This is a genomic window from Modestobacter sp. VKM Ac-2978 (genome assembly GCF_026968025.1).
In the GTDB taxonomy this organism is placed as follows: Bacteria; Actinomycetota; Actinomycetes; order Mycobacteriales; family Geodermatophilaceae; genus Modestobacter.
Map to the genome: position 1 here is coordinate 304,775 of NZ_JAPVBP010000006.1, position 20,946 is coordinate 325,720.

General features: G+C 72.6%; 18 protein-coding genes. 15 read left to right on the forward strand and 3 right to left on the reverse strand.

Features of this window, described 5'->3' with window-relative positions:
- Positions 1-29: 29 nt before the first annotated feature.
- The 3 genes from O2W53_RS16670 to O2W53_RS16680 are packed head-to-tail and all read right to left on the reverse strand — an operon-like array spanning position 30 to position 1,923.
- The gene (locus O2W53_RS16670; RefSeq protein WP_269164173.1) at positions 30-518 is read right to left on the reverse strand and encodes a hypothetical protein; all 489 of its coding nucleotides are present in this window, start codon (positions 516-518) and stop codon (positions 30-32) included.
- A complete protein-coding gene (locus O2W53_RS16675) occupies positions 511-876 on the reverse strand; it encodes a hypothetical protein (RefSeq protein ID WP_269164174.1) in 366 nt (121 codons plus the stop codon). The genes O2W53_RS16670 and O2W53_RS16675 overlap by 8 nt, the downstream gene beginning before the upstream one ends.
- 54 nt (positions 877-930) lie before the next feature.
- Complete coding sequence (locus tag O2W53_RS16680) at positions 931-1,923, reverse strand: aldo/keto reductase (protein ID WP_269164175.1); 993 nt, start codon at positions 1,921-1,923, stop codon at positions 931-933.
- A 191-nt stretch (positions 1,924-2,114) separates the two neighbouring features.
- On the opposite strand from O2W53_RS16680, the gene O2W53_RS16685 reads away from it, so the two are divergent.
- The 15 genes from O2W53_RS16685 to O2W53_RS16755 all read left to right on the forward strand — a co-directional run bounded on the left by O2W53_RS16685 (position 2,115) and on the right by O2W53_RS16755 (position 20,749).
- The gene (locus O2W53_RS16685) at positions 2,115-3,074 is read left to right on the forward strand and encodes a siderophore ABC transporter substrate-binding protein (protein ID WP_269164176.1); all 960 of its coding nucleotides are present in this window, start codon (positions 2,115-2,117) and stop codon (positions 3,072-3,074) included.
- Positions 3,075-3,087: 13 nt separating this feature from the next.
- The gene (locus O2W53_RS16690) at positions 3,088-4,125 is read left to right on the forward strand and encodes an ABC transporter permease (RefSeq protein ID WP_269164177.1); all 1,038 of its coding nucleotides are present in this window, start codon (positions 3,088-3,090) and stop codon (positions 4,123-4,125) included.
- Positions 4,122-5,105, forward strand: coding sequence for an iron chelate uptake ABC transporter family permease subunit (locus O2W53_RS16695; RefSeq protein WP_269164178.1), 984 nt, complete (start codon positions 4,122-4,124; stop codon positions 5,103-5,105). The genes O2W53_RS16690 and O2W53_RS16695 overlap by 4 nt, the downstream gene beginning before the upstream one ends.
- A gap of 13 nt (positions 5,106-5,118) precedes the next feature.
- Positions 5,119-5,877, forward strand: a complete 759-nt coding sequence (locus O2W53_RS16700; protein ID WP_269164179.1) for an iron ABC transporter ATP-binding protein — start codon at positions 5,119-5,121, stop codon at positions 5,875-5,877.
- 93 nt (positions 5,878-5,970) lie between these two features.
- Complete coding sequence (gene ngg, locus O2W53_RS16705; RefSeq protein WP_269164180.1) at positions 5,971-7,737, forward strand: N-acetylglutaminylglutamine synthetase; 1,767 nt, start codon at positions 5,971-5,973, stop codon at positions 7,735-7,737.
- A complete protein-coding gene (gene crcB, locus O2W53_RS16710; RefSeq protein ID WP_269164211.1) occupies positions 7,734-8,117 on the forward strand; it encodes a fluoride efflux transporter CrcB in 384 nt (127 codons plus the stop codon). Before ngg ends, crcB begins: the two co-directional genes overlap by 4 nt.
- Positions 8,114-8,467, forward strand: a complete 354-nt coding sequence (locus tag O2W53_RS16715; protein WP_269164181.1) for a fluoride efflux transporter FluC — start codon at positions 8,114-8,116, stop codon at positions 8,465-8,467. The genes crcB and O2W53_RS16715 overlap by 4 nt, the downstream gene beginning before the upstream one ends.
- Positions 8,468-8,547: 80 nt before the next feature.
- Positions 8,548-9,939: an alpha,alpha-trehalose-phosphate synthase (UDP-forming) gene (locus O2W53_RS16720; RefSeq protein WP_269164182.1), complete on the forward strand. Its 1,392-nt coding sequence runs from the start codon at positions 8,548-8,550 to the stop codon at positions 9,937-9,939.
- Positions 9,936-10,679 carry a trehalose-phosphatase gene (otsB, locus tag O2W53_RS16725; RefSeq protein ID WP_269164183.1) on the forward strand — a complete coding sequence of 248 codons (744 nt, stop codon included), beginning with the start codon at positions 9,936-9,938 and terminating at the stop codon, positions 10,677-10,679. Before O2W53_RS16720 ends, otsB begins: the two co-directional genes overlap by 4 nt.
- 326 nt (positions 10,680-11,005) lie before the next feature.
- Positions 11,006-13,513 (forward strand): chemotaxis protein CheA, encoded by a 2,508-nt coding sequence (locus tag O2W53_RS16730; protein ID WP_269164184.1) that lies wholly within the window; start codon positions 11,006-11,008, stop codon positions 13,511-13,513.
- Position 13,514: 1 nt separating this feature from the next.
- Entirely contained in the window at positions 13,515-13,967 is a 453-nt protein-coding gene (locus tag O2W53_RS16735) for a chemotaxis protein CheW (RefSeq protein ID WP_269164185.1), read from the forward strand.
- A gap of 89 nt (positions 13,968-14,056) precedes the next feature.
- Positions 14,057-15,664, forward strand: coding sequence for a methyl-accepting chemotaxis protein (locus O2W53_RS16740; protein ID WP_269164186.1), 1,608 nt, complete (start codon positions 14,057-14,059; stop codon positions 15,662-15,664).
- A gap of 349 nt (positions 15,665-16,013) precedes the next feature.
- Positions 16,014-17,609, forward strand: coding sequence for a methyl-accepting chemotaxis protein (locus O2W53_RS16745; protein WP_269164187.1), 1,596 nt, complete (start codon positions 16,014-16,016; stop codon positions 17,607-17,609).
- A 461-nt stretch (positions 17,610-18,070) separates the two neighbouring features.
- Positions 18,071-19,687 (forward strand): methyl-accepting chemotaxis protein, encoded by a 1,617-nt coding sequence (locus tag O2W53_RS16750; RefSeq protein ID WP_269164188.1) that lies wholly within the window; start codon positions 18,071-18,073, stop codon positions 19,685-19,687.
- 153 nt (positions 19,688-19,840) lie between these two features.
- On the forward strand, positions 19,841-20,749 hold the full coding sequence (locus O2W53_RS16755; RefSeq protein WP_269164189.1) for a hypothetical protein: 909 nt from the start codon (positions 19,841-19,843) through the stop codon (positions 20,747-20,749).
- The last annotated feature ends 197 nt before the right edge of the window (positions 20,750-20,946 follow it).

The following is a 20,946-nucleotide window of genomic DNA, read 5'->3' on the forward strand; positions in this document are numbered from 1 at the left end:
GCTGGGCGGGAGGACGTCCCCCGCACGGGTCACCTGGGTCGGTCGGGCCCGTCGCCCTGGGCGACCCGGGACTGGTGGCGCAGCCACAGCAGCCCGAGCACCGGGAGCAGCAGCGGCACGTACCCGTAGCCCTGCCCGTAGCCGGACCAGACCGTCGCGTCCGGGAAGGCGGCCGGGTCCAGCAGCGACAGCGTGCCCACCACCAGGACGCCGGCGAGTTCGATGGAGCAGGAGACCACGGCGGTGCGCCGGCCGCCGCGGCCACCGCGGGCCAGCCCGATCGTGGCGATCACGTAGACCACCGCGGCGACGGCCGACAGCAGGTAGGCCAGCGGCGCCTCGTCGAACTGGGTCGACAGCTGCACCGCCGCCCGGGCGCCCGCAGCGAGTGCGAACACCCCGTAGAGCGCCACCAGCACCCGCCCGGGGCCGCGGATCGTCCCCGGGGTGTCGCTCGTCGCCTCCCGGGCCGGCCGGCCCAGCGCGCCGCCGCCGGTCGCCCGGCCCTCGTCAGCCACCGGTGACCTCCCAGAGGTCCAGCAGCCGCCAGAGCATCACCGCGACGGCCAGCGCGGCGACACCGAGCACGGTGCCCGCCCAGCGGGTGGGTTCCGAGCGGGCCCACAGCACACCGGCCACCGGCAGCAGCACGACGCTGACCAGGTAGGCGAGGAAGGTCGGCAGGTCCTCGGGCCGGTCACCGCCGGCGAGCGCGGCCACCGCCACGCCGAGCTGCACCAGCAGCAGGAGCTCCAGCACCGCCGTCCCGGCCAGGTGCGCGGTGCCGATCCGGCGGCGCAGCGCTGTGCTCAGCCCGCCGAGGGCGGCCAGCACCACGGCGACGACGGTGGCGGCGACGACGAGCGGTGTGCTCACCGGTGGCGGCCGGTCAGGGTGGGTGGCACGGGCCCATCCTGCCCGGCGGCCGGATCAGCGGTGCACGGTGGACATGTCCGGGTACCGGTCGCCGGCCGCGGCCCCGGCCGGTGCGGCCTCGTCCAGTGCCCGGAGGTCCTCGTCGGTGAGGACGACGTCGGCGGCGGCCGCGTTCTCCTCCAGGTACCGGACCCGCTTGGTGCCGGGGATCGGCACGACCGTCGGGGCGCCGGCCCGGCCGGACCGGGCCATCACCCAGGCGAGGGCGAGCTGGGTGGCGCTGACGCCCTTGGCCGCGGCGAGCTCGCGGACTCGGTCGACGAGCTCCAGGTTCCGGGCGAACGCCTCGCCCTGGAAGCGGGGGTTGCGCCGGCGGAAGTCGTCGGGCTCGAGGTCGTCGACGCTGCGGATCTGCCCGGAGAGGAACCCGCGGCCGATCGGCGAGTAGGCGACGAAGCCGATGCCCAGGTCCGCGCAGGTGGCCAGCACACCGTCCTCCTCCGGGTCGCGCGTCCACAGCGAGTACTCGGTCTGCAACGCCGTGACCGGGAGGACGGCGTGCGCCCGGCGGATGGTGTCGGGCGCGGCCTCGGAGATGCCGGCGTGCCGGATCTTCCCCGCCTCCACCAGCTCGGCGAGCGCGCCCCAGGTCTCCTCGATCGGCACGGTGGTGTCGACCCGGTGCTGGTAGTAGAGGTCGATGACGTCGACGCCCAGCCGCTGCAGGGAGGCGTCGCAGGCCCGGTGCACGTACTCGGCGCGGCCGTTGATCCGGATGAAGGAGCCGTCTTCGCCGCGCTCGTTGCCGAACTTGGTGGCCAGCACCACCTCGTCGCGGCGGCCGGCGATGGCCTGGCCGACGAGCCGTTCGTTGGTGAAGGGGCCGTACATGTCGGCCGTGTCGAGGAACGTGACGCCGAGGTCGAGGGCCCGCCGGACGGTGCGCTCGGCCTCGGCCTGGTCGCCGGTGCCGTAGAACTCGCTCATCCCCATGCAGCCCAGACCCTGGGCGGAGACGGTGAGGTCGCGGAGCTGTCGGATCTGCATGGCCCCCTCCTGCCCGCCGCCCGGGGACCGCAACCCGATGCCCGGCCGGGGCGCGTCCCACTGGGTGGGAGATACGCCCGTCCTGGTCACGAAAAGGTCACGGCGAGGTGACAACCACGGTGTCGGCTGGTTGGTTAGGCGGGCCTAAGTAAGCCCAGCCTCTCCTCAATGAGCTCGACCTGGAGTCCCGCATGTCACGTACGTCCCGGCCGCTCGCCGCGACCGCCCTGTCCCTGTCCGCCGTTCTGGCCCTCGCTGCCTGCGGAGGCGGCGAGGGGGGTGCTGCGGCCTCGACCGAGTCGAGCAGCGGCCCCGCCGAGGTGACCGTGACCCACGCGCAGGGCGAGACCACCGTGCCCGTCGACCCGGAGACCGTCGTCGTCTTCGACGTCGGGGTCATCTCCACCCTGGACAGCCTCGGCGTGGAGATCGCCGGTGTGCCGGACGCGGTCTACCCGGAGGCGCTGGCGGACTTCGGCGGGGACGAGTACCCGAAGGTGGGCTCGTTGTTCGAGCCCGACTACGAGGCGGTCAACGCCCTGGAGCCGGACCTGATCATCGTCGCCGGGCGGTCGTCCACGGTGTACCCGGAACTGGCCGACATCGCCCCGACGATCGACCTGACCGTCGACAACACCGACTTCCTCGCCTCCTTCGAGGAGCGGACCACCGCACTGGCCGAGGTGTTCGGCGAGGAGGAGGCGGTCGCCGAGCGGCTGGCCGCCATCGAGGAGCGGGCTGCCGAGGTGGCCGAGGCCGCCGAGGGTGCCGGTGAGGCGCTCATCGTGATGACCAGCGCGTCGGAGGTCAGCGCGTACGGCGCCGGCTCCCGCTACGGGATCGTCCACAACGAGCTGGGGCTGGCCCCCGCGGACACCGGGCTGACCGAGGCCAGCCACGGTGACGCGGTGTCCTTCGAGTACCTGGCCGAGACCGACCCGGCCATCATGTTCGTCCTCGACCGGGATGCCGCCATCGGCGAGAGCGGGGCCGCCGCCGAGCAGGTGCTGGACAACGAGCTCGTGCGCGGGACCACTGCCTGGGAGAACGACGACGTGTACTACCTGGACTCCGGCGTCTGGTACATCGCGCCGAACGGGCTGCCCTCGGTGGAGGCGATGATCGAGGAGATCGCCGCCGCGGTCGAGTGACGGCACTCCGCGCATGACCAGCACGTCCGAACGACCGGTCGACGCCGCACCTGCCCCCGGGGGGCGGGTGCGGCGTCGCCGCGGTGTGCAGCCGTGGCACCTGGCGGCGGCGGCGCTGCTGCTCGCCGTCGGTGCCCTGGCCTCGCTGTTCATCGGCGTCAGCGACCTCACCCCGCTGGACCTGCTGGACGCCGACGAGTCGAAGGCCACGGTCTTCTGGGCGAGCCGGGTGCCCCGGCTGGTCTCGATCCTGCTGGCCGGATCGGCGATGGCGGTCGCCGGCCTGGTGATGATGTCGCTGACCCGCAACCGGTTCGTCTCACCGCAGACGGCGGGCACGACCGAGTGGGTCGGCCTCGGGATCGTGGTGGCCACGCTCGCGTTCGGCAGCACGTCGGTGTTCGGCAAGATGGCGATCGCGACCCTCTTCTCGCTGGCCGGCACCTTCTTCTTCGTCTGGTTGCTGCGGCGCATCGTGCTGACCGACATGATCGTCGTCCCGCTGGTCGGCATCCTGCTCGGCGGCGTGGTCATGGCGGCCGCCACGTTCCTGGCCTACCGGTTCGACCTGCTGCAGTCGGTGGACGCCTGGATGAACGGGGACTTCTCCGGGGTCCTGGCCGGGCGGTACGAGCTGCTGTACCTGGTCCTGGCCGCCACGGTGGTGGCCTACCTCTACGCCGACCGGTTCTCCGTGGCCGGCATGGGCGAGAGCTTCGCGATCAACCTGGGCATCGCCTACACCCGGGTGGTCACGATCGGCCTGGTCATCGCCTCGGTGGTCACTGCGATCGTCGTGGTCACCGTCGGCAACATCCCCTTCCTCGGCCTGGTCGTGCCCAACATCGTCACGCTGGCCATGGGCGACAACCTGCGCCGGGTGCTCCCGGTGACGGCGCTGACCGGGGCGGGCTTCGTCCTGGTCTGCGACGTGCTCGGCCGGACGATCCGGTACCCCTACGAGGTGCCGGTGGGGATGATCGGCGGCGTCATCGGCGGGGTGGCGTTCATCTGGCTCCTGCTCCGGGCGCGCACTCGGGGCGTGTCGTGAGCACCGCCGTCCTGACCGCGTCCCAGCGCTCCGCCCGGAGGAGGCGGACGGTGGTCGTCCTCGGCGTGCTGACCGCGGCCGCGGTGGTCGCCTTCCTCACGGTCGACGTGACCGGCTCCTGGGACTACGCGTTGCAGCAGCGCAGCCGGCGGCTCGCGGCCATGGCCGTCGTCGCCGTGGCGGTCGCCGTCTCGACCGTGCTGTTCCAGACGGTGGTCAACAACCGGATCCTGACCCCGGAGATCATGGGGTTCGACCGGCTCTTCGTGCTCATCCAGACGGTCGGGGTGTTCCTCCTCGGCGCCGGCACGGTCGCCACGGCCGACCCCCGGTTGCGCTTCGTCGTCGAGGCCGTCGTGCTCGTCCTCTTCGGGGCGGGGCTCTACAAGGTGCTCTTCGGCCGCACGGAGCGCGACGTCTACGTGCTGGTCCTGCTCGGGGTGGTCCTGGGTGGCCTGTTCACCAGCCTGACCCTGCTGATGTCCCGGCTGATCGACCCCAACGACTTCCTGACCCTGCAGGACATGATGTTCGCCAGCTTCAACTCCGTCGATCGGCAGTTGCTGCTGCTGTCGGCCGTCGTGGTCGGCGCCGTCGTCCTCGCCGTCTGGCGGCTGGTCCCCCGGCTGGACGTCATCGCGCTGGGCCGGGACACCGCGCTGAACCTCGGCGTCGAGCACCGGCGGGTGGTCAACCGGGCACTGCTCGCCGTGGCGGTCCTCGTGGCCGTGTCGACGGCCCTCGTCGGACCGGTGACCTTCTTGGGCCTGCTGGTCGCCAACCTCGCCCGCCAGCTGCTGGGCACCCACCGCCTCGCCTGGGTGCTGCCCGGGGCGGCACTGCTGGCCCTGCTCGCCCTGGTGGGCGGCCAGCTGGTCCTGGAGCAGGTCTTCGGCTTCAACTCGGCCCTGAGCATCGTCATCAACTTCGTGGGCGGGATCGTGTTCATCGCCCTCCTGATCAGGGAGCCCCGCCAGTGAGAGGGCAGGACCAGTGATAGAGATCGAGTCGGTCTCGAAGTCCTACGGCGACGTCCGGGTGGTCGACGACGTCAGCGTGCAGATCCCGGCGGGTGGGATCACCTCGATCATCGGTGCCAACGGCGCCGGGAAGTCGACTCTGCTGTCGGTCGCGGCCCGCCTGCTGCCGGCCGACAGCGGCCGGGTCCGGGTGGACGGGATGGACGTCGCCACGACGCCAGGGCCCCAGCTGGCCCGGCGCCTGGCCGTGCTGCGCCAGGAGAACTCGATGACGGTGCGGTTGACCGTCCGGGAGCTGGTCGAGTTCGGGCGCTTCCCGCACTCGGCCGGTCGGCTCACCGCCGAGTGCCGGCGCCGGGTCGACGAGGCGATCGCCTGGTTCGAGCTGGAGCCGTTCGCCGACCGGCACCTGGACCAGCTCTCCGGAGGCCAGCGCCAGCGGGCCTACGTGGCGATGGTGCTGTGCCAGGGCACCGACTACGTGCTGCTGGACGAGCCGCTGAACAACCTGGACATGCGGCACTCCGTGCAGATGATGCGGATGCTCCGCCGGATGGCCACCGAACTGGGCAAGACGGTGGTCCTCGTCGTGCACGACATCAACTTCGCGTCCGCCTACTCCGACCGGATCGTGGCCATGCGGGACGGCCGCGTGGTGGCCGACGGGCCGACGGCGGAGATGATGGACACGGCGGTCCTGCGGAAGGTCTTCGACGTCGAGGTGGACGTGCACGAGATCGCCGGGCAGCGGGTCGGCGTCTTCTGGTCCTGACGCTCCCGGCCCCGGCGGAGCCGGCGCGGCCACCGACGGCCCCCCGGTTCCACGTGGAACCGGCCGGAAACGTCGGTCGCCTACGGTGGACCGGTGACCAGCGCACCCCGGAGGTTGGCCGGCCACCGCACCCGTCGCGAGGTCGGCGCGGCGTTCAGCAGCCGCTCCTGGCAACGGCCCGCAGCGCACGAGCGCGCGGGCATGCAGGACGACGTCGTGCTGGACATGGGCTGGGGCCGGCTGGTGTTCGGCCAGACCTTCGACGACCTGTCCGGCGTGCTCGCCGCGCTGCGGGCCGAGGAGTCCGGGCGGCGGGACATCTGCGTCTACCCCTGGGACCCGCAGGTGCTCGTGGGCATGGCCCCCGACGAGCTGTTCATCGACCCCTCCTTCGTCTACCGGCTGCCGCTGCACCGCTACCGGCCCCGGGAGGAGGTCATCCGCGGCGTCTTCGTGCGCACCGTGACCTCCGCGGCCGAGATGGACCGGGTCAACGAGCTGTACGCCCGCGCCGGCATGGTCACCGGGGACGCCGCCACGATGTGGCGCAACCACCGCACCCGCACCTTCACCTACCTGGTCGCCGAGGACGTGCGCACCGGGCAGGTGATCGGCACGGTCACCGGCGTCGATCACCACCTGGCGTTCGGCGACCCGGACGGCGGCGCCAGCCTGTGGTGCCTGGCCGTCGACGCGCAGGACGCCCCGGCGGGCGCCGGTGAGGCGCTGGTGCGGGTGCTGGCCGAGCGCTACGCGGCGCGGGGCCGGGCACACCTGGACCTCTCGGTCATGCACGACAACCGCGCGGCGATCGCGCTCTACCGCAAGCTGGGCTTCTCCCGGATCTCCGCGGTCTGCGTCAAGCGGAAGAACCCGATCAACACCCCGTTGTTCGCCGCTCCCCCGCCCGGCCTGGGCCAGCTCAACCCCTACGCGCGGATCATCGCCGACGAGGCGCTGCGCCGCGGGATCCGGGTGGAGGTCACCGACGCCGAGTTCGGCGAGCTGCGGCTGGCGCTGGGCGGGCGCACGGTGCTGACCCGGGAGTCGCTCTCGGAGTTCACCTCCGCGGTGGCGATGAGCCGGTGCGACGACAAGCGGGTGACCCGCCGGATCATGGACCGCGCCGGCGTCCGGGTGCCCCGTGGCGCCGTGGTGGCCGACGGCGCGGACGCGGCCGCCCGGCAGCTGCTGGCCGACTGCGGCGCCGTGGTGGTCAAGCCCGCGCGCGGGGAGCAGGGCAAGGGCATCACCGTGGGCGTCCGCGACGAGCCGGCCCTGGAGCGCGCCCTCGCGCTGGCCGTGCAGTACTGCCCCGACGTCCTGGTCGAGGAGCTGGTCGCCGGCGACGACCTGCGGGTCGTGGTGATCGACCACCGGGTGGTCGCCGCCGCACTGCGCCGGCCGGCCGAGGTGGTCGGCGACGGCCGGCAGGACGTCGCCGCGCTGGTCCGGGAGACCAGCCGCCGCCGGCAGCGGGCCACCGGCGGGGAGTCGAGCATCCCGCTGGACGACGCCACGGCCGAGGTGGTCGCCGACGCCGGGCACACGCTGGACGACGTCCTGCCCCGGGGCGAGCGGCTGCGGGTGCGGCGGACGGCGAACCTGCACACCGGCGGCACGATCGACGACGTCACCGACCGGCTGCACCCCGACATCGCGGCGGCGGCCGTGCGGGCCAGCCGGGCCATCGGCATCCCGGTGACCGGGCTGGACTTCATGGTCCCGGACGTCGAGGGCCCCCAGCACGTGTTCATCGAGGCCAACGAGCGGCCCGGGCTGGCCAACCACGAGCCGCAGCCGACCGTGGCCCGCTTCGTCGACCTGCTGTTCCCCGAGACGCGCGGGGCGAGCCGCTGACCGGCTACGTCGCCGCCGCCCTCGGCGGGGTGCTCGGTGCGCTGGCCCGCTGGGGCGTGGCCGAGGCCCTCCCCTCCCCCGCCGGGAGCTGGCCGTGGGCCACGCTGCTGGTCAACCTCACCGGGTGTGCGCTGATCGGCGCCCTGCTGGCCCTGCTGCTGGCCCGGCACCGGGACTCCCCGTGGCTCCGGCCGTTCCTGGCCACCGGCGTGCTCGGTGGGTACACGACGTTCTCCACCTTCGCGGTCGAGACCGTGCAGCTGGCCGAGGACGGTGCCGTCGCCCTCGCCGTCGGCTACGTGCTGGTCTCGGTCGTCGGGGGCGTGCTGGCGGTGGCCGCCGGGCTGACCGCCGGCCGCGCGGTGGTGAGCCGGCCGTGACGGCGCTGTGGGTGGCGCTGGGAGCGCTGGCCGGTGCACCGCTGCGACTGCTCGCCGACCGGGTGGCCACCGCCCGCCGGGGCCCGGGCAGCGTGCTGGGGACGCTCACGGTCAACGTGCTGGGCAGCGCCCTCCTCGGCGTGCTGCTGGGCCGGTCCGACGTCTCCCCCGCCGTCCTGGCGCTGGTGGGCACCGGCTTCTGCGGCACGCTCACCACCTTCTCCACCTTCGGCTGGGACGTCGTTCGGCTGGTGGAGGAGCGCGCCGTCCTGCGGGCGCTGGGCTATGTCACGGCGTCCCTGCTGCTCGGGCTGGGCGCCGCGGCGACCGGGTTCCTGCTCTCCCGCTGAGCCGCGATGCGCACGTGGTGGGCCCCGTCACCTAGGGTCGGGGCGGGATGAGTGGATCAACGCGCACCGGAGGAGACCAGGTGGAGGCCGACAGCCCGGTGGTGGTGGTGGCGAACCGCCTGCCCGTCGACCAGGTGACCGACCCCGACGGGACGACGCGCTACCAGCGCAGCCCCGGCGGCCTGGTCACCGCACTCGAGCCGTTCGTCGCCGGTCGCGGCGGCGCCTGGGTCGGCTGGTCGGGCGCGGCGGGTGACGCCCCCGAGCCCTTCGAGTCCGGCGGCATGTCGCTGGTGCCGGTGGCGCTGACCGAGGAGGAGGTGGACCGCTACTACGAGGGGTTCTCCAACGCCTCGCTGTGGCCGCTCTACCACGACGTCGTCGAGAAGCCGGAGTACCACCGCAAGTGGTGGGACGCCTACGTCCAGGTCAACAAGCGGTTCGCCGACCGGGCCGCCGAGGTGGCTGCCGAGGGCGCGATCGTCTGGGTGCACGACTACCAGTTGCAGCTGGTGCCGGCCATGCTGCGGCAGCAGCGCCCCGACCTGACCATCGGGTTCTTCCTGCACATCCCGTTCCCGCCCTACGAGCTGTTCACCCAGCTGCCGTGGCGTTCGGCGATCATCGAGGGGCTGCTCGGTGCCGACCTGATCGGCTTCCAGCAGCCGTCGGCGGCCAGCAACTTCGTCAACCTCGCCCGGCGGCTGCACGACCTGCAGTGCAAGGGCAACGCCATCTCGTACGAGGGCCGCACGGTCACCGCCAAGGCGTTCCCCATCTCCATCGACGTGGCCGCCTTCGACGAGCTCGCCCGCACCCCGGAGGTGCTGGCCCGGGCCGCGGAGATCCGCGAGGAGCTCGGCCAGCCGGACAAGATCGTGCTCGGCGTCGACCGGCTCGACTACACCAAGGGCATCGGGGTGCGCCTGGAGGCGTTCGAGGAGCTGCTCGAGGACGGCGCCCTGGAGGCCCCCTCGACGGTCCTCGTGCAGGTGGCCACCCCCAGCCGCGAGCGGGTCGAGCACTACGTGACGATGCGCGAGACCATCGAGCAGCAGGTCGGGCACATCAACGGCGTCTACGGCTCGATGGCCGGGCCGGCCGTGCACTACTTCAACCAGTCGATGCCCCGCGAGGAGCTGGCCGCGATGTACCGCGCGGCTGACGTCATGCTGGTCACGCCCTACCGCGACGGGATGAACCTGGTCGCCAAGGAGTACGTCGCCGCCCGCGGTGACGACGGCGGCGTGCTGGTGCTCAGCGAGTTCGCCGGTGCCGCCGCCGAGCTCAAGCAGGCGCTGCTGGTCAACCCGCACGACATCGCCGGGGTGAAGGCGCAGCTGCTGCGCGCGCTGCGGATGGAGCCGGCCGAGAGCGCCAAGCGGATGAAGGCGATGCGCCGGTACGTCACCAAGCACGACCTCGACCACTGGGCGAACTCGTTCTTCGAGTCCCTGCAGGCGCAGGCGTGACGACCGCCCTCGACCAGGCGCTGGACGAGCTGGCCGGACGCCGTCCGCTGCTGCTGGCCAGCGACTACGACGGCGTGCTGGCCCGGCTGCGGGACGACCCGGCCGCGGCGGTGCCCGAGCCCGGCGTCGGCGAGCTGCTCGCCCGGCTGGCGGCCGTCGACGGGGTGACCGTCGCGCTGGTGAGCGGCCGCGGGGTGGCCGACCTGCAGGCGACCAGCGGGCTGACCGGCCCGTTCCGCTGGGTGGGCAGTCACGGCGCGGAGTTCGACGGGCCGCTCACCGGTGACCTCGCCGTCCGGCGTGACCAGCTCGCCGCGGCGCTCGCCCCGCTGGTCGAGGCCGTCCCCGGTGCCCGGCTGGAGCACAAGCCGGCCGGTGCCGCGGTGCACGTGCGCACCGTCGCCGACCGTGCGGCGGCCGCCCGGCTGCTCGCCGACGTCGCCGCCGGCCCGGGAGCCGACCCTGCGCTCACCGCGAAGCCGGGCAAGGACGTGCTGGAGCTGGCGGTGACCGACGCCGACAAGGGGTCGGCGCTGCTCCGGCTGCGCACGGAGCTGGGCGCCCAGGGGGCGCTGTACCTCGGCGACGACGTGACCGACGAGGACGGCTTCCGCGCCCTGGCGCCGGACGGCGTGACGGTCAAGGTCGGGGACGGCGACACCGCCGCCGCCCACCGGGTGCCCGACCTGGACGGTGTGCGCGCCGTCCTCGAGCGGTTGGCTGCGGCCCTGCGCGCCTGAACCGGACGCCCCCACCGGCCTCACCAGGCCCTTCCCGTTCCCTGCTCCCCCACTGTGACCGTCGGCCCCCCGGGTCGGCGGTCACGGTCGTCTCCGGGGCTGCCGATTCGTCACATCACGCCGTGGTCTCACGTCCTGACCAGGTCGGACGCTGATCCGCGGCCATTGTCGACATGGGCATGAAACACCAATTCAGACCCATGTAATGGCAATTGTGAAAAGGCGAGCGCTCGCCTGGAATTCACCTTCAGGTGGTCCGGCGGGCGCCGATGAAGCCATCGCTGTGTGGGGCAGGCCCCACGGCGCACCAAGGGGAAGAGGCAGGCGTGGAAGGTCTGGACGACATCGTCGAGGAGTTCCTCGTGGAGAGCCACGAGAACCTCGACCAGCTGGACCAGGATCTGGTCGCCCTGGAGCAGGACCCCCGTTCACGGGACCGGCTCTCGAGCATCTTCCGGACCATCCACACGATCAAGGGCACCAGCGGCTTCCTGGCCTTCAACCGGCTGGAGGAGATCGCGCACGTCGGGGAGAACCTGCTGTCCCGGCTGCGGGACGGCGCCCTGGAGCTGACCCCGGTCCGCACCGACGCACTGCTGCAGATGGTGGACACCATCCGCGCCCTGCTCGCCGCGATCGAGGCCACCGGCGGGGAGGGCTCCGTCGTGGTCGCCGACACCGTCGCCACGCTCAGCGCCGTCCTCGAGGACGCCCCCGCCCCGGTCGCCGTGCCCGAGCCGGAGGCCGCGCCGGCCGTGGCTGAGGTGCCGGCCGAGGAGCCGGTCGAGGCCCTGGCGGCCCCGGCCAAGCCGGCCCCCGCCAAGCGCGCCGCTGCCAAGAAGGCGCCGGCCAAGAAGGCCGCGCCGAAGACCCCCCGTGTCACCAAGGCCGCCGTGCCGGTCGTCCCGTCGCCGGCCCCGGTGCCGGCCGCCGAGATGCTCCCGGCCGCACCGCCCGCGCCGGCTCCGGCCGTCGACGTCCCGAAGGAGGTCCCCATGGAGGTCCCGGTGGCCCAAGCCCCCGTCGAAGCCCCCGCCTTCCCCCCGGCCTCGGCCGAGCCCGCCCCGGAGCCCGGTGAGGAGCGCGCCGGTGCACAGCCGGGCCGCCGGGCCGTGGCCGACAGCACCATCCGGGTCGACGTCGACCTGCTCGACGCCCTGATGCTGCTCGTCGGCGAGCTCGTGCTCACCCGCAACCAGATCGTCCAGTACGTCGGCCGGCAGACCGACCAGGACCTGGTCCGGGCCTCCCAGCGGCTGAACCTGATCGCCAGTGAGCTGCAGGAGGGCGTCATGAAGACGCGCATGCAGCCGATCGACCACATCTGGAGCAAGCTCCCCCGCGTCGTCCGCGACCTCGGTCTGCAGTGCGGCAAGTCGGTCCGCCTGGAGATGGAGGGCCGGGAGACCGAGCTGGACAAGACCCTGCTCGAGGCGGTCAAGGACCCGCTGACCCACCTGGTCCGCAACTCCGTCGACCACGGCGTCGAGCCGGCCGGGGTCCGCACGGCCGCCGGGAAGCCGGCCGAGGGCGTGCTGACCCTGCGGGCCCGGCACGAGAGCGGCCAGGTCGTGGTCGAGGTCGCCGACGACGGCGCCGGGATCGACCCGGTGAAGATCGGCGCCAAGGCCGTCGAGCGGGGGCTGCTCACCCCGGACGCGCTGTCCCGGATGAGCCCCGCCGACATCCTGCAGCTGGTCTTCCTGCCCGGTTTCTCCACTGCCGCCGCGGTCACCAACGTCTCCGGCCGCGGCGTCGGGATGGACGTGGTCAAGACCAACATCGAGTCCATCGGCGGCACGATCGAGGTCGAGTCGGTGCCCGGGCGCGGCACCTGCACCCGGCTCCGGATCCCGCTGACCCTGGCGATCGTCCCGGCACTGACCATCGAGTGCGCCGGCGACCGCTACGCCATCCCGCAGATCAGCCTGCAGGAGCTCGTCGCCCTGGACGCCGAGAAGGCCGCAGCCGCCGTCGAGGAGGTCGGTGGGGCGTCGGTCTACCGGCTCCGTGGCGAGCTGCTCCCCCTGGTGCACCTGGCCGACGTCCTGGGCCTGCCCTCGGACCGGCACGACGGCCACGTCGTCATCGCGGTGCTCCGCTCGGAGGGACGCCGGTTCGGGCTGGTCGTCGACCGGGTCATCAACACCGAGGAGATCGTCGTCAAGGCGGTCGGCGGCCAGATGAAGGCCATCGGGCTGTACTCCGGGGCCACCGTGCTCGGGGACGGCGCCGTCGCGCTCATCCTCGACGTCCAGGCGCTCGCCCGCCGGGCGCTGCGCGCCGAGACCGCCGAGCGCCAGGAGGCCCGCGTGGCCGCCAGCGTCACCATCGCCGTCCAGGAACGCCAGCGGATGCTGCTCGCGGCCATCGGCGGCGGCCGGCGGGTCGCCATCCCGCTGGACACCGTCACCCGGCTGGAGCAGGTGCGCAGCGAGACCGTCGAGCGGGTGGGCTCCCGTGAGGTGGTCCAGTACCGCGGCGCGATCCTGCCGATCGTCCGGCTCGACCGGCACCTGGGCGCGTTCGGCGACACCGAGCGGGAGACGCTGGAGGTCATCGTCTACGCCGACCACGGGCGCAGCGTGGCGATCGTGGTCGAGGAGATCCTCGACATCGTCGACGGCGAGGCCTCGGTGCACAGCGACATCGACGACCTCGGCCTGCTCGGTTCGGCCGTCATCGGCGACCGCGTCACCGAGCTGCTCGACGTCCGGGCGGCCATCCTCGCCGCCGACCCGGCGTTCTACACCACGGCCCCGGCCGCCTTCCCCTCCCCCGATGCGTTCGACGTCGACGGCGCCGGGTTCCCCGCCCCCCTGATGGAGGTCTGACATGAGCACCGCGACCGAAGCCTGGACCGTGCCGGCGACCAGTCAGCTCGCCACCTTCTGGCTGGACGGCGACCTCTACGGCGTCGAGGTCGAGCACGTCCAGGAGGTGCTGCGCAGCCAGAGCATCACCCGGGTGCCGCTGGCACCGCCGGCCGTCGCCGGCCTGATCAACCTCCGCGGCCAGGTCGTCACCGCGATCGAGCTGCGCGAGCGGCTGAGCCGCCCGGCCCGGCCGGAGGGTGAGCAACCCGTCGTGATCGTGGTCCGGTTGCACGGCGAGGCGGTCAGCCTGCTGGTCGACAGCATCGCCGACGTCGTGGACGTCGACGTCCGCGACTTCGAGGCCCCGCCGGACACGCTCGACGGTGCGGCCCGCGACCTGATCCGGGGCGCCTACAAGCTGTCCGGCCAGCTGCTCCTCGCCCTCGACGTGAACCGCGCCGTCGGCACCTGAGCACGGGGGCCCCGTCCTCCCCCGGACGGGGCCCCACCCCCCGCACCACTCCCCCCACCCGATCCGCTCCCTCTCCCTGGAGAAAGACCATGAGCACCACAGCACTCCCCTCTCGGCGGCTCGGGTGGTTTGCCGACCGACCGATCGGCGTCAAGATCGGGGCGGTCGTCGCCCTGCTCGCCCTCGTCGTCCTCGGCACCAACGCACTGGCGATCAGCCGGATCACCGAGATGCGGGACGGCCAGCAGGCCATCTACACCGAGAACCTCAAGCCGCTGAACGCCCTGTCGGCGGTGCAGCGGGCCACCGCGGCGCACCGCGCCCGCGTCCTCGAGTACGCCTTCTCCGACGTGGCCCGGCAGCAGGAGCTGATCGGGCAGATGGAGGAGAAGCAGGCCGACGTGGACGCCGCCCTGGCCGAGTACCAGCCGCACATCGTCGACCAGGCCGCGATGGACAAGTACCTGGACGCTCGGGCGTCGCTGCTCCAGCTGTTGACCTCCACCGCCTTCCCGACGGGCGCCACGGGCAACATCGTCGGCTACGCCCAACTGGTGCGCGAGACGATGCAGCCGCTCTTCGACGACATCGCCGACGGGCTGGAGGAGGAGGGCATCGCCCAGTCCGAGCAGGCGGCGGCGCGCAACGCCACGGCCGCCGACGAGGCGAGCAGCTCCATCACGCTCCTGCTGACCGTCTCGATCGTCTCGATCGTCGTCGCAGCCGGGCTGGCCTTCCTGGTCATCCGCCGGATCCTCGCGACGGTCGGCTCCGTGCAGCGTTCCGTGCAGGCGATGGCCGACGGTGACCTGACCGTGCTGCCCGAGGCGCGCGACCGGGACGAGGTCGGCCAGATGGCCGAGTCGCTCGCCGCCGCGCAGATCAACCTCCGCTCGGTGATGGCCTCCGTCGTCGCCTCGTCCGATGCGGTCGCGGCCGCATCGGAGGAGCTGTCCGCCTCCTCGGCCCAGATCTCCGCCTCGGCGGAGGAGACCTCCGCGCAGTCCGGCGTCGTCTCCGCCGCTGCGGAGGAGGTCAGCCGCAACGTCGCCACCGTCGCGGCCGGCGCCGAGCAGATGGGTGCCTCGATCCGGGAGATCAGCCAGAACGCGAACGAGGCCGCCCGGGTCGCGGCCCAGGCGGTGGCCGAGGCCGAGACCACGAACGCCACGGTGATGAAGCTGGGTGACTCCTCGCGGGAGATCGGCAACGTGATCAAGGTGATCACCAGCATCGCGGAGCAGACGAACCTGCTGGCGCTGAACGCCACGATCGAGGCGGCGCGTGCTGGTGAGGCGGGCAAGGGCTTCGCGGTCGTGGCGAACGAGGTGAAGGAGCTGGCGCAGGAGACGGCGCGGGCGACGGAGGACATCGCGCGGCGGGTGGAGGCGATCCAGGGCGACACGACGGGTGCGGTGTCGGCGATCGGTCGGATCAGCGAGATCATCGGGTCGATCAACGACTTCCAGCTGACCATCGCCAGTGCGGTGGAGGAGCAGACCGCCACCACCAACGAGATGTCCCGGTCGGTGCAGGAAGCCGCCGGCGGGTCCACCGAGATCGCCACGAACATCACCGGTGTCTCCACGGCAGCGTCGTCCACCACCCAGGCACTGGGCCAGACCCGGCAGGCCGTGGACGAGCTCTCCCGGATGGCCAGCGACCTGCGCACCACGGTGGCCCGCTTCTCCTACTGAGAGGAACCGCAAGACTCCCGCGGCCGCTGTCTCGCCCCCTTCCCCGGGCGAGGCGGCGGCCGCGGTGCTTTTCCCCTTCTCACTCCCGAGTCGACAAAGAGCTGGCCGAGTGCGTTCGTCGACCATTCTCGGCGCCGTTCCACGACACGTGCGTCACAGCGGTACCAACCATTACCGGATCCACCACCATTGCTCGTGCAGCACCCTCGGGAGACGCCAGGACGACGATGTGCGGGCTGATCCGAGAATGCGGTCCACCGCCGACCCGGAGAACGCAGCGCACCTCTGCCGGACCGGTGCAATCGTTCTCATCCGCGCTCCACCGCCGTTCCCGACCAGGAGACCCGCCATGCACTCCCCCGCCCCGACCGGCCCGCTGAGCTGGTTCGCCGACCGCCGGCTCGCCGTGAAGTTCGGCATCATGATCGGCGTCGTCGTCCTGGCCTTCGGTGCCCTGCTGACCGCGACGCTCACCTCGAACGCCACCGTCCGCAGTGCCAGTGAGCACCTCGACCGGCTCGACCAGGCCGCGGAGCTGGTGCTCCAGCTCGACACCCGGGCCAGCGAGCTGAAGGTGGACGGCCTCAAGGCCCTGGTGAGCCCGTCGCCGTCCGACCAGCTGGCGGACGTGGCCGACGACATCGCGACGGCGGAGGCACTGCTGGCCGAGCTGCAGGACGTCCCGCTCGGCGGCGCCAGCGCTGCCGCCGCGGCCGGGGTGCAGTCGACCTTCGGCGACTACCAGGAGGCGCTGGCGGCCTTCGTGGAGGCGGCCGTGGCCGACCAGGTCGGCATGCGGGCGCGGTTCGAGGAGATCCAGGCCGCCAACGACCTCACCGACGGGGCGGTCGGCGCCGCGAAGGACGCCCTGGCGGCGGAGTCCGACGCAGCCCACGCCGAACTGGAGGCGGCCATCGCCCAGGCGGCCCGCAGCAGTGAGATCGCCGCGGCCCTGGGGTTGGTGGCCATCCTGGTCATCTGCCTGCTCACCCAGCGCTCGCTCAGCCGGCCGCTGCGACGGGTGCAGACCTCGCTGGAGGCCATGGCCACCGGTGACCTGACCGTGGACGCCGACGTCTCGTCCCGGGACGAGGTCGGCCAGATGGCGGTCGCGCTGGGGACGGCGCAGGAGCACCTCCGGTCGGTGATCGCCTCGGTGGCAGCGTCCTCGGATGCGGTCGCGGCGGCGTCGGAGGAGCTGTCGGCGTCCTCCGCGCAGATCTCCGCCTCGGCGGAGGAGACCTCGGCGCAGTCCGGTGTCGTCTCGGCGGCGGCCGAGGAGGTGTCCCGCAGCGTGGCGACGGTGGCGGCGGGTGCCGACGAGATGAGCTCGGCGATCCGGGAGATCAGTCAGAGCGTGAACGAGGCCACCCGGGTCGCCGCCCAGGCCGTGGGCGAGGCGGAGACCACCACGCAGACCATCACCAAGCTCGGCACGTCGTCGCAGGAGATCGGCGCGGTCGTGAAGGCGATCACCTCGATCGCGGAGCAGACGAACCTGCTGGCGCTGAACGCCACGATCGAGGCGGCGCGTGCTGGTGAGGCGGGCAAGGGCTTCGCGGTGGTGGCGAACGAGGTGAAGGAGCTGGCGCAGGAGACGGCGCGGGCGACGGAGGACATCGCGCGGCGGGTGGAGGCGATCCAGGGCGACACGACGGGTGCGGTGTCGGCGATCGGTCGGATCTCGGAGATCATCGGGTCGATCAACGACTTCCAGCTGACCATCGCCTCTGCGGTGGAGGAGCAGACCGCGACGACGAACGAGATGTCCCGGTCGGTGCAGGAGGCCGCCGGCGGGTCGACGGAGATCGCCACGAACATCACCGGGGTGTCGGCGGCGGCCAGCTCGACGACGCAGGCGCTGGGTCAGACCCGGCAGGCGGTGGACGAGCTGTCCCGGATGGCGAGTGACCTGCGGGGGAGCGTGGCCCGCTTCACCTACTGACGCCACTCGGCCCGACGGCCGGCACCTCTCCCTGGAGAGGTGCCGGCCGTCGTCGTCGTGCGGCGTCGGGCACCCATTTGCCGACCATTTCGAGGATCGACATGGAGACATTGGCGGCGGGTCGCCGGAGTTTCGTGGGAACCATCCCGCGACACGACCATCGAGTGTCGTGAAGTGTTGTCCGGGAGTACATCCTGTCCGTGGCGTCGCCATTCGGAACTGCTCGACGGACACTCCTGGACACGTTCTCGGAGAAGTCGACAAGGGAATGGTCAGCGTAGGTCGTCACACTTTGTGTGACGCACAATGCGACACGCCCCACGAACGGCACTCGCCATTACCGGATCGGTCATCATCGTCCTCGCCCACCGATCACACGAACGTGGTCGGTGGAGGGAGTGGCCGGGTAGTCGGTCCAGCCCTGTCACCCGCCCAGTGCGCACCCCCCCTCAGGAGAAAACATGTCCGTCAGCCCGCTGGCCCGCACCGCCTCGTGGTGGGGGGACCGAGGAGTGAAGACCAAGATCCTCGCGGCCGTGGCCGTTCCGGCGGTCGCCGCCGGCGCCATCGGCGTCCTCGGCATGCAGGCCATGTCCGAGGCCACCTCCAGGGCCGAGGTGCTCTACGAGAACAACCTGAAGAGCGTCGCGGCCGCGGGCGACATGAACCGCAGGATCAGCGACATGCGGGTCCTCGCGCGTGACGCGATCCTCTCCACGGGCCCGGCGGACGCCCAGGTCAACCTGGACCAGTTGGATCCGCTGCGGGTGGAGTTCGACACGTTCGCTGATGCGTACGCCGCCGGTGGGCTGGGGGACGGGCGCGAGAAGGCCTACGACCACCTGATGGCGACCGTCGACGAGTACGTCACCTTCCAGAAGACCGTGTTGGCGCCGCTGGCCCTCACCGGGGACGTACAGGGCTGGATCGTCGCGAACGACGCGGGCGGTGCGCCGCTGGTCGAGGCGATGACCGAGGACATCCAGGACCTCCGGGAGCGGGAGGACGCGGCCGCCCAGGAGCGGTTCGAGGCCATCGACTCCGCCGCCACCGCCCAGGCCACGAGCTCGATGATCATCCTGGCGGTCGCACTGATGGTCGCCCTGGCAGTCGGGTTGTTCGTGGCGGTCGGGATCGCCCGGGCCACCCGCAAGGTCCAGCAGGTCACCGAGGCGCTGGCCGGTGGCGACCTGACCGTCACCAGCGGGCTGACGACGCGCGACGAACTCGGCCGGATGGGGGCCTCGCTGGACGAGGCGGTGAGCGAGCTGCGCGGGGTCATGGCCTCGGTCGTGGCCAACGCCGACGCAGTGGCGGCGTCGTCGGAGGAGCTGTCGGCCTCCTCGAGCCAGATCTCGGCATCGGCCGAGGAGACCGCCGCCCAGTCGGGCGTCGTCTCGGCGGCGGCGGAGGAGGTCTCCCGGAACGTGGCGACGGTGGCCGCGGGCGCGGAGGAGATGGGTGCCTCGATCCGGGAGATCAGCCAGAACGCGAACGAGGCCGCCCGGGTCGCCGCCTCGGCGGTGGCCGAGGCCGAGCGGACCAACGCCACGGTCGTCAAGCTCGGTGAGTCCAGCCGGGAGATCGGCAACGTGATCAAGGTGATCACCTCGATCGCGGAGCAGACGAACCTGCTGGCGCTGAACGCCACGATCGAGGCGGCGCGTGCTGGTGAAGCGGGCAAGGGGTTCGCGGTGGTGGCGAATGAGGTGAAGGAGCTGGCGCAGGAGACGGCGCGGGCGACGGAGGACATCGCGCGGCGGGTGGAGGCGATCCAGGGCGACACCTCGGGTGCGGTGTCGGCGATCGGTCGGATCTCGGAGATCATCGGGTCGATCAACGACTTCCAGCTGACCATCGCCTCGGCGGTGGAGGAGCAGACGGCGACGACGAACGAGATGTCCCGGTCGGTGCAGGAGGCGGCCGGCGGGTCGACGGAGATCGCCAACAACATCACCGGCGTCTCGACCGCCGCCGACTCGACCACCCAGGCGCTGTCGCAGACCCGCCAGGCGGTGGACGAGCTGTCCCGGATGGCCAGTGACATGCGGGGGAGCGTGGCCCGCTTCACCTATTGAGCGAACAGTTTGAACAGTCTGTGACGGGGCACTGACCGTCCGGCTGCAACGCGCGGAGGTCATCCGCTCGCCGTCCCGCGAGCGGGTGACCTCCGCATGGCGTTGTGGTCCGGGCCCCCAGCACGATGGCCTGACCACTTCCTTGGAGGCGACGTGCCCTACTCCCTGGTCAGCGCTGCGACGCTCGGCTTCGACCTCGTCCGACTGCCCGCCGGTGGCCAGGTCGCCGACGTCCTGGTGACCGGCATCGGTGCCGACGCCGCCACCCTGCACCGGATCGCGGCGGCGCACCCCGCCGCCGGCCGCCCCGACGACGAGCGCGCGGACCTCGCCGTCCGCGCCCGCCGGGCCCACGAACTCGCCGCCGGCGGCGTCCCCCAGCTGCGCGACCTGACCGACCCGGGTGGCGGCGAGGACCGGTCCGCCCGCCTGGTGGCCCTGCTCGAGCGGGGCACGATCGGCAACACCCCGGCCCTGGAGCGGCTGGTGCGTGACGACGTCCTCGGCCCGGAGCACCCCGTCGTGGCCGACCTCGACCCGGCCGTGGCCGCCCAGGCCGCCGACGTGCTGGCCGACGCCGCCACCGGCTGGTGGGCCTCGGACGCACTCGACGCCCCCACGCGGCAGGAACTGACCGGCCCGTTCGCCACCGCGACCGCCTGGGAGCCCGGCCCGCGGCCCGACCTGGGCCCGGCTGCCCCTGGTGTCGCTGCGTTCTTCGCCGAGCTGCGCGACATGGACGAGGCCGGCCGCCGGCGCTGGCGGATGGCCGTCGACGCCGGGCGCGCGCAGCGCCGTCCCTGGGCCGCGGCGATGCACGGCGCCGCGTGGGCCGCGCACGTCTCCGGCCGGACGCGCACCCTCGCCGCGGTCCAGCTGATGACCGTCGGGGTCTTCGCCGAGGCCGGCTTCTCCCCGCGGGACGGCGCCGAGGGCGTGTGGAACGCGCTGGCCGGCTGCGTGCAGGGCCTGTCCATGGCCGACCTGCTCGACGAGGAGTCCCTCGCCGTGCTGGGTGGCCCGTGGAGCGCGGTGACCGGGCGCGACCTGCCCATCGGCTGATCGTCCACGGGCTCCAGCGCCGTCCGGCGTGTCGCCCCTGCGTGTCACCGGAACCTGTGTATGGGCTTTGACGCCGCGCGGTGAGCGGTCCACGATCCGTGGGCGCAACCGTCCGACGGCCGAGACCGAGCCGATCCGTGCACCGCAGCACACGAGGACCGCAATGACGCACTCCTCCTTGCCCCGTCGCCGCACCC

Coding starts and splice junctions, on each gene's coding strand:
- O2W53_RS16680 (WP_269164175.1), bottom strand. CDS start 1,923: ATGCAGATCCGACAGCTCCGCGACCTCACCGTCTCCGCCCAGGGTCTG.
- O2W53_RS16685 (WP_269164176.1), top strand. CDS start 2,115: ATGTCACGTACGTCCCGGCCGCTCGCCGCGACCGCCCTGTCCCTGTCC.
- O2W53_RS16690 (WP_269164177.1), top strand. CDS start 3,088: ATGACCAGCACGTCCGAACGACCGGTCGACGCCGCACCTGCCCCCGGG.
- O2W53_RS16735 (WP_269164185.1), top strand. CDS start 13,515: ATGAGCACCGCGACCGAAGCCTGGACCGTGCCGGCGACCAGTCAGCTC.
- O2W53_RS16740 (WP_269164186.1), top strand. CDS start 14,057: ATGAGCACCACAGCACTCCCCTCTCGGCGGCTCGGGTGGTTTGCCGAC.
- O2W53_RS16745 (WP_269164187.1), top strand. CDS start 16,014: ATGCACTCCCCCGCCCCGACCGGCCCGCTGAGCTGGTTCGCCGACCGC.
- O2W53_RS16750 (WP_269164188.1), top strand. CDS start 18,071: ATGTCCGTCAGCCCGCTGGCCCGCACCGCCTCGTGGTGGGGGGACCGA.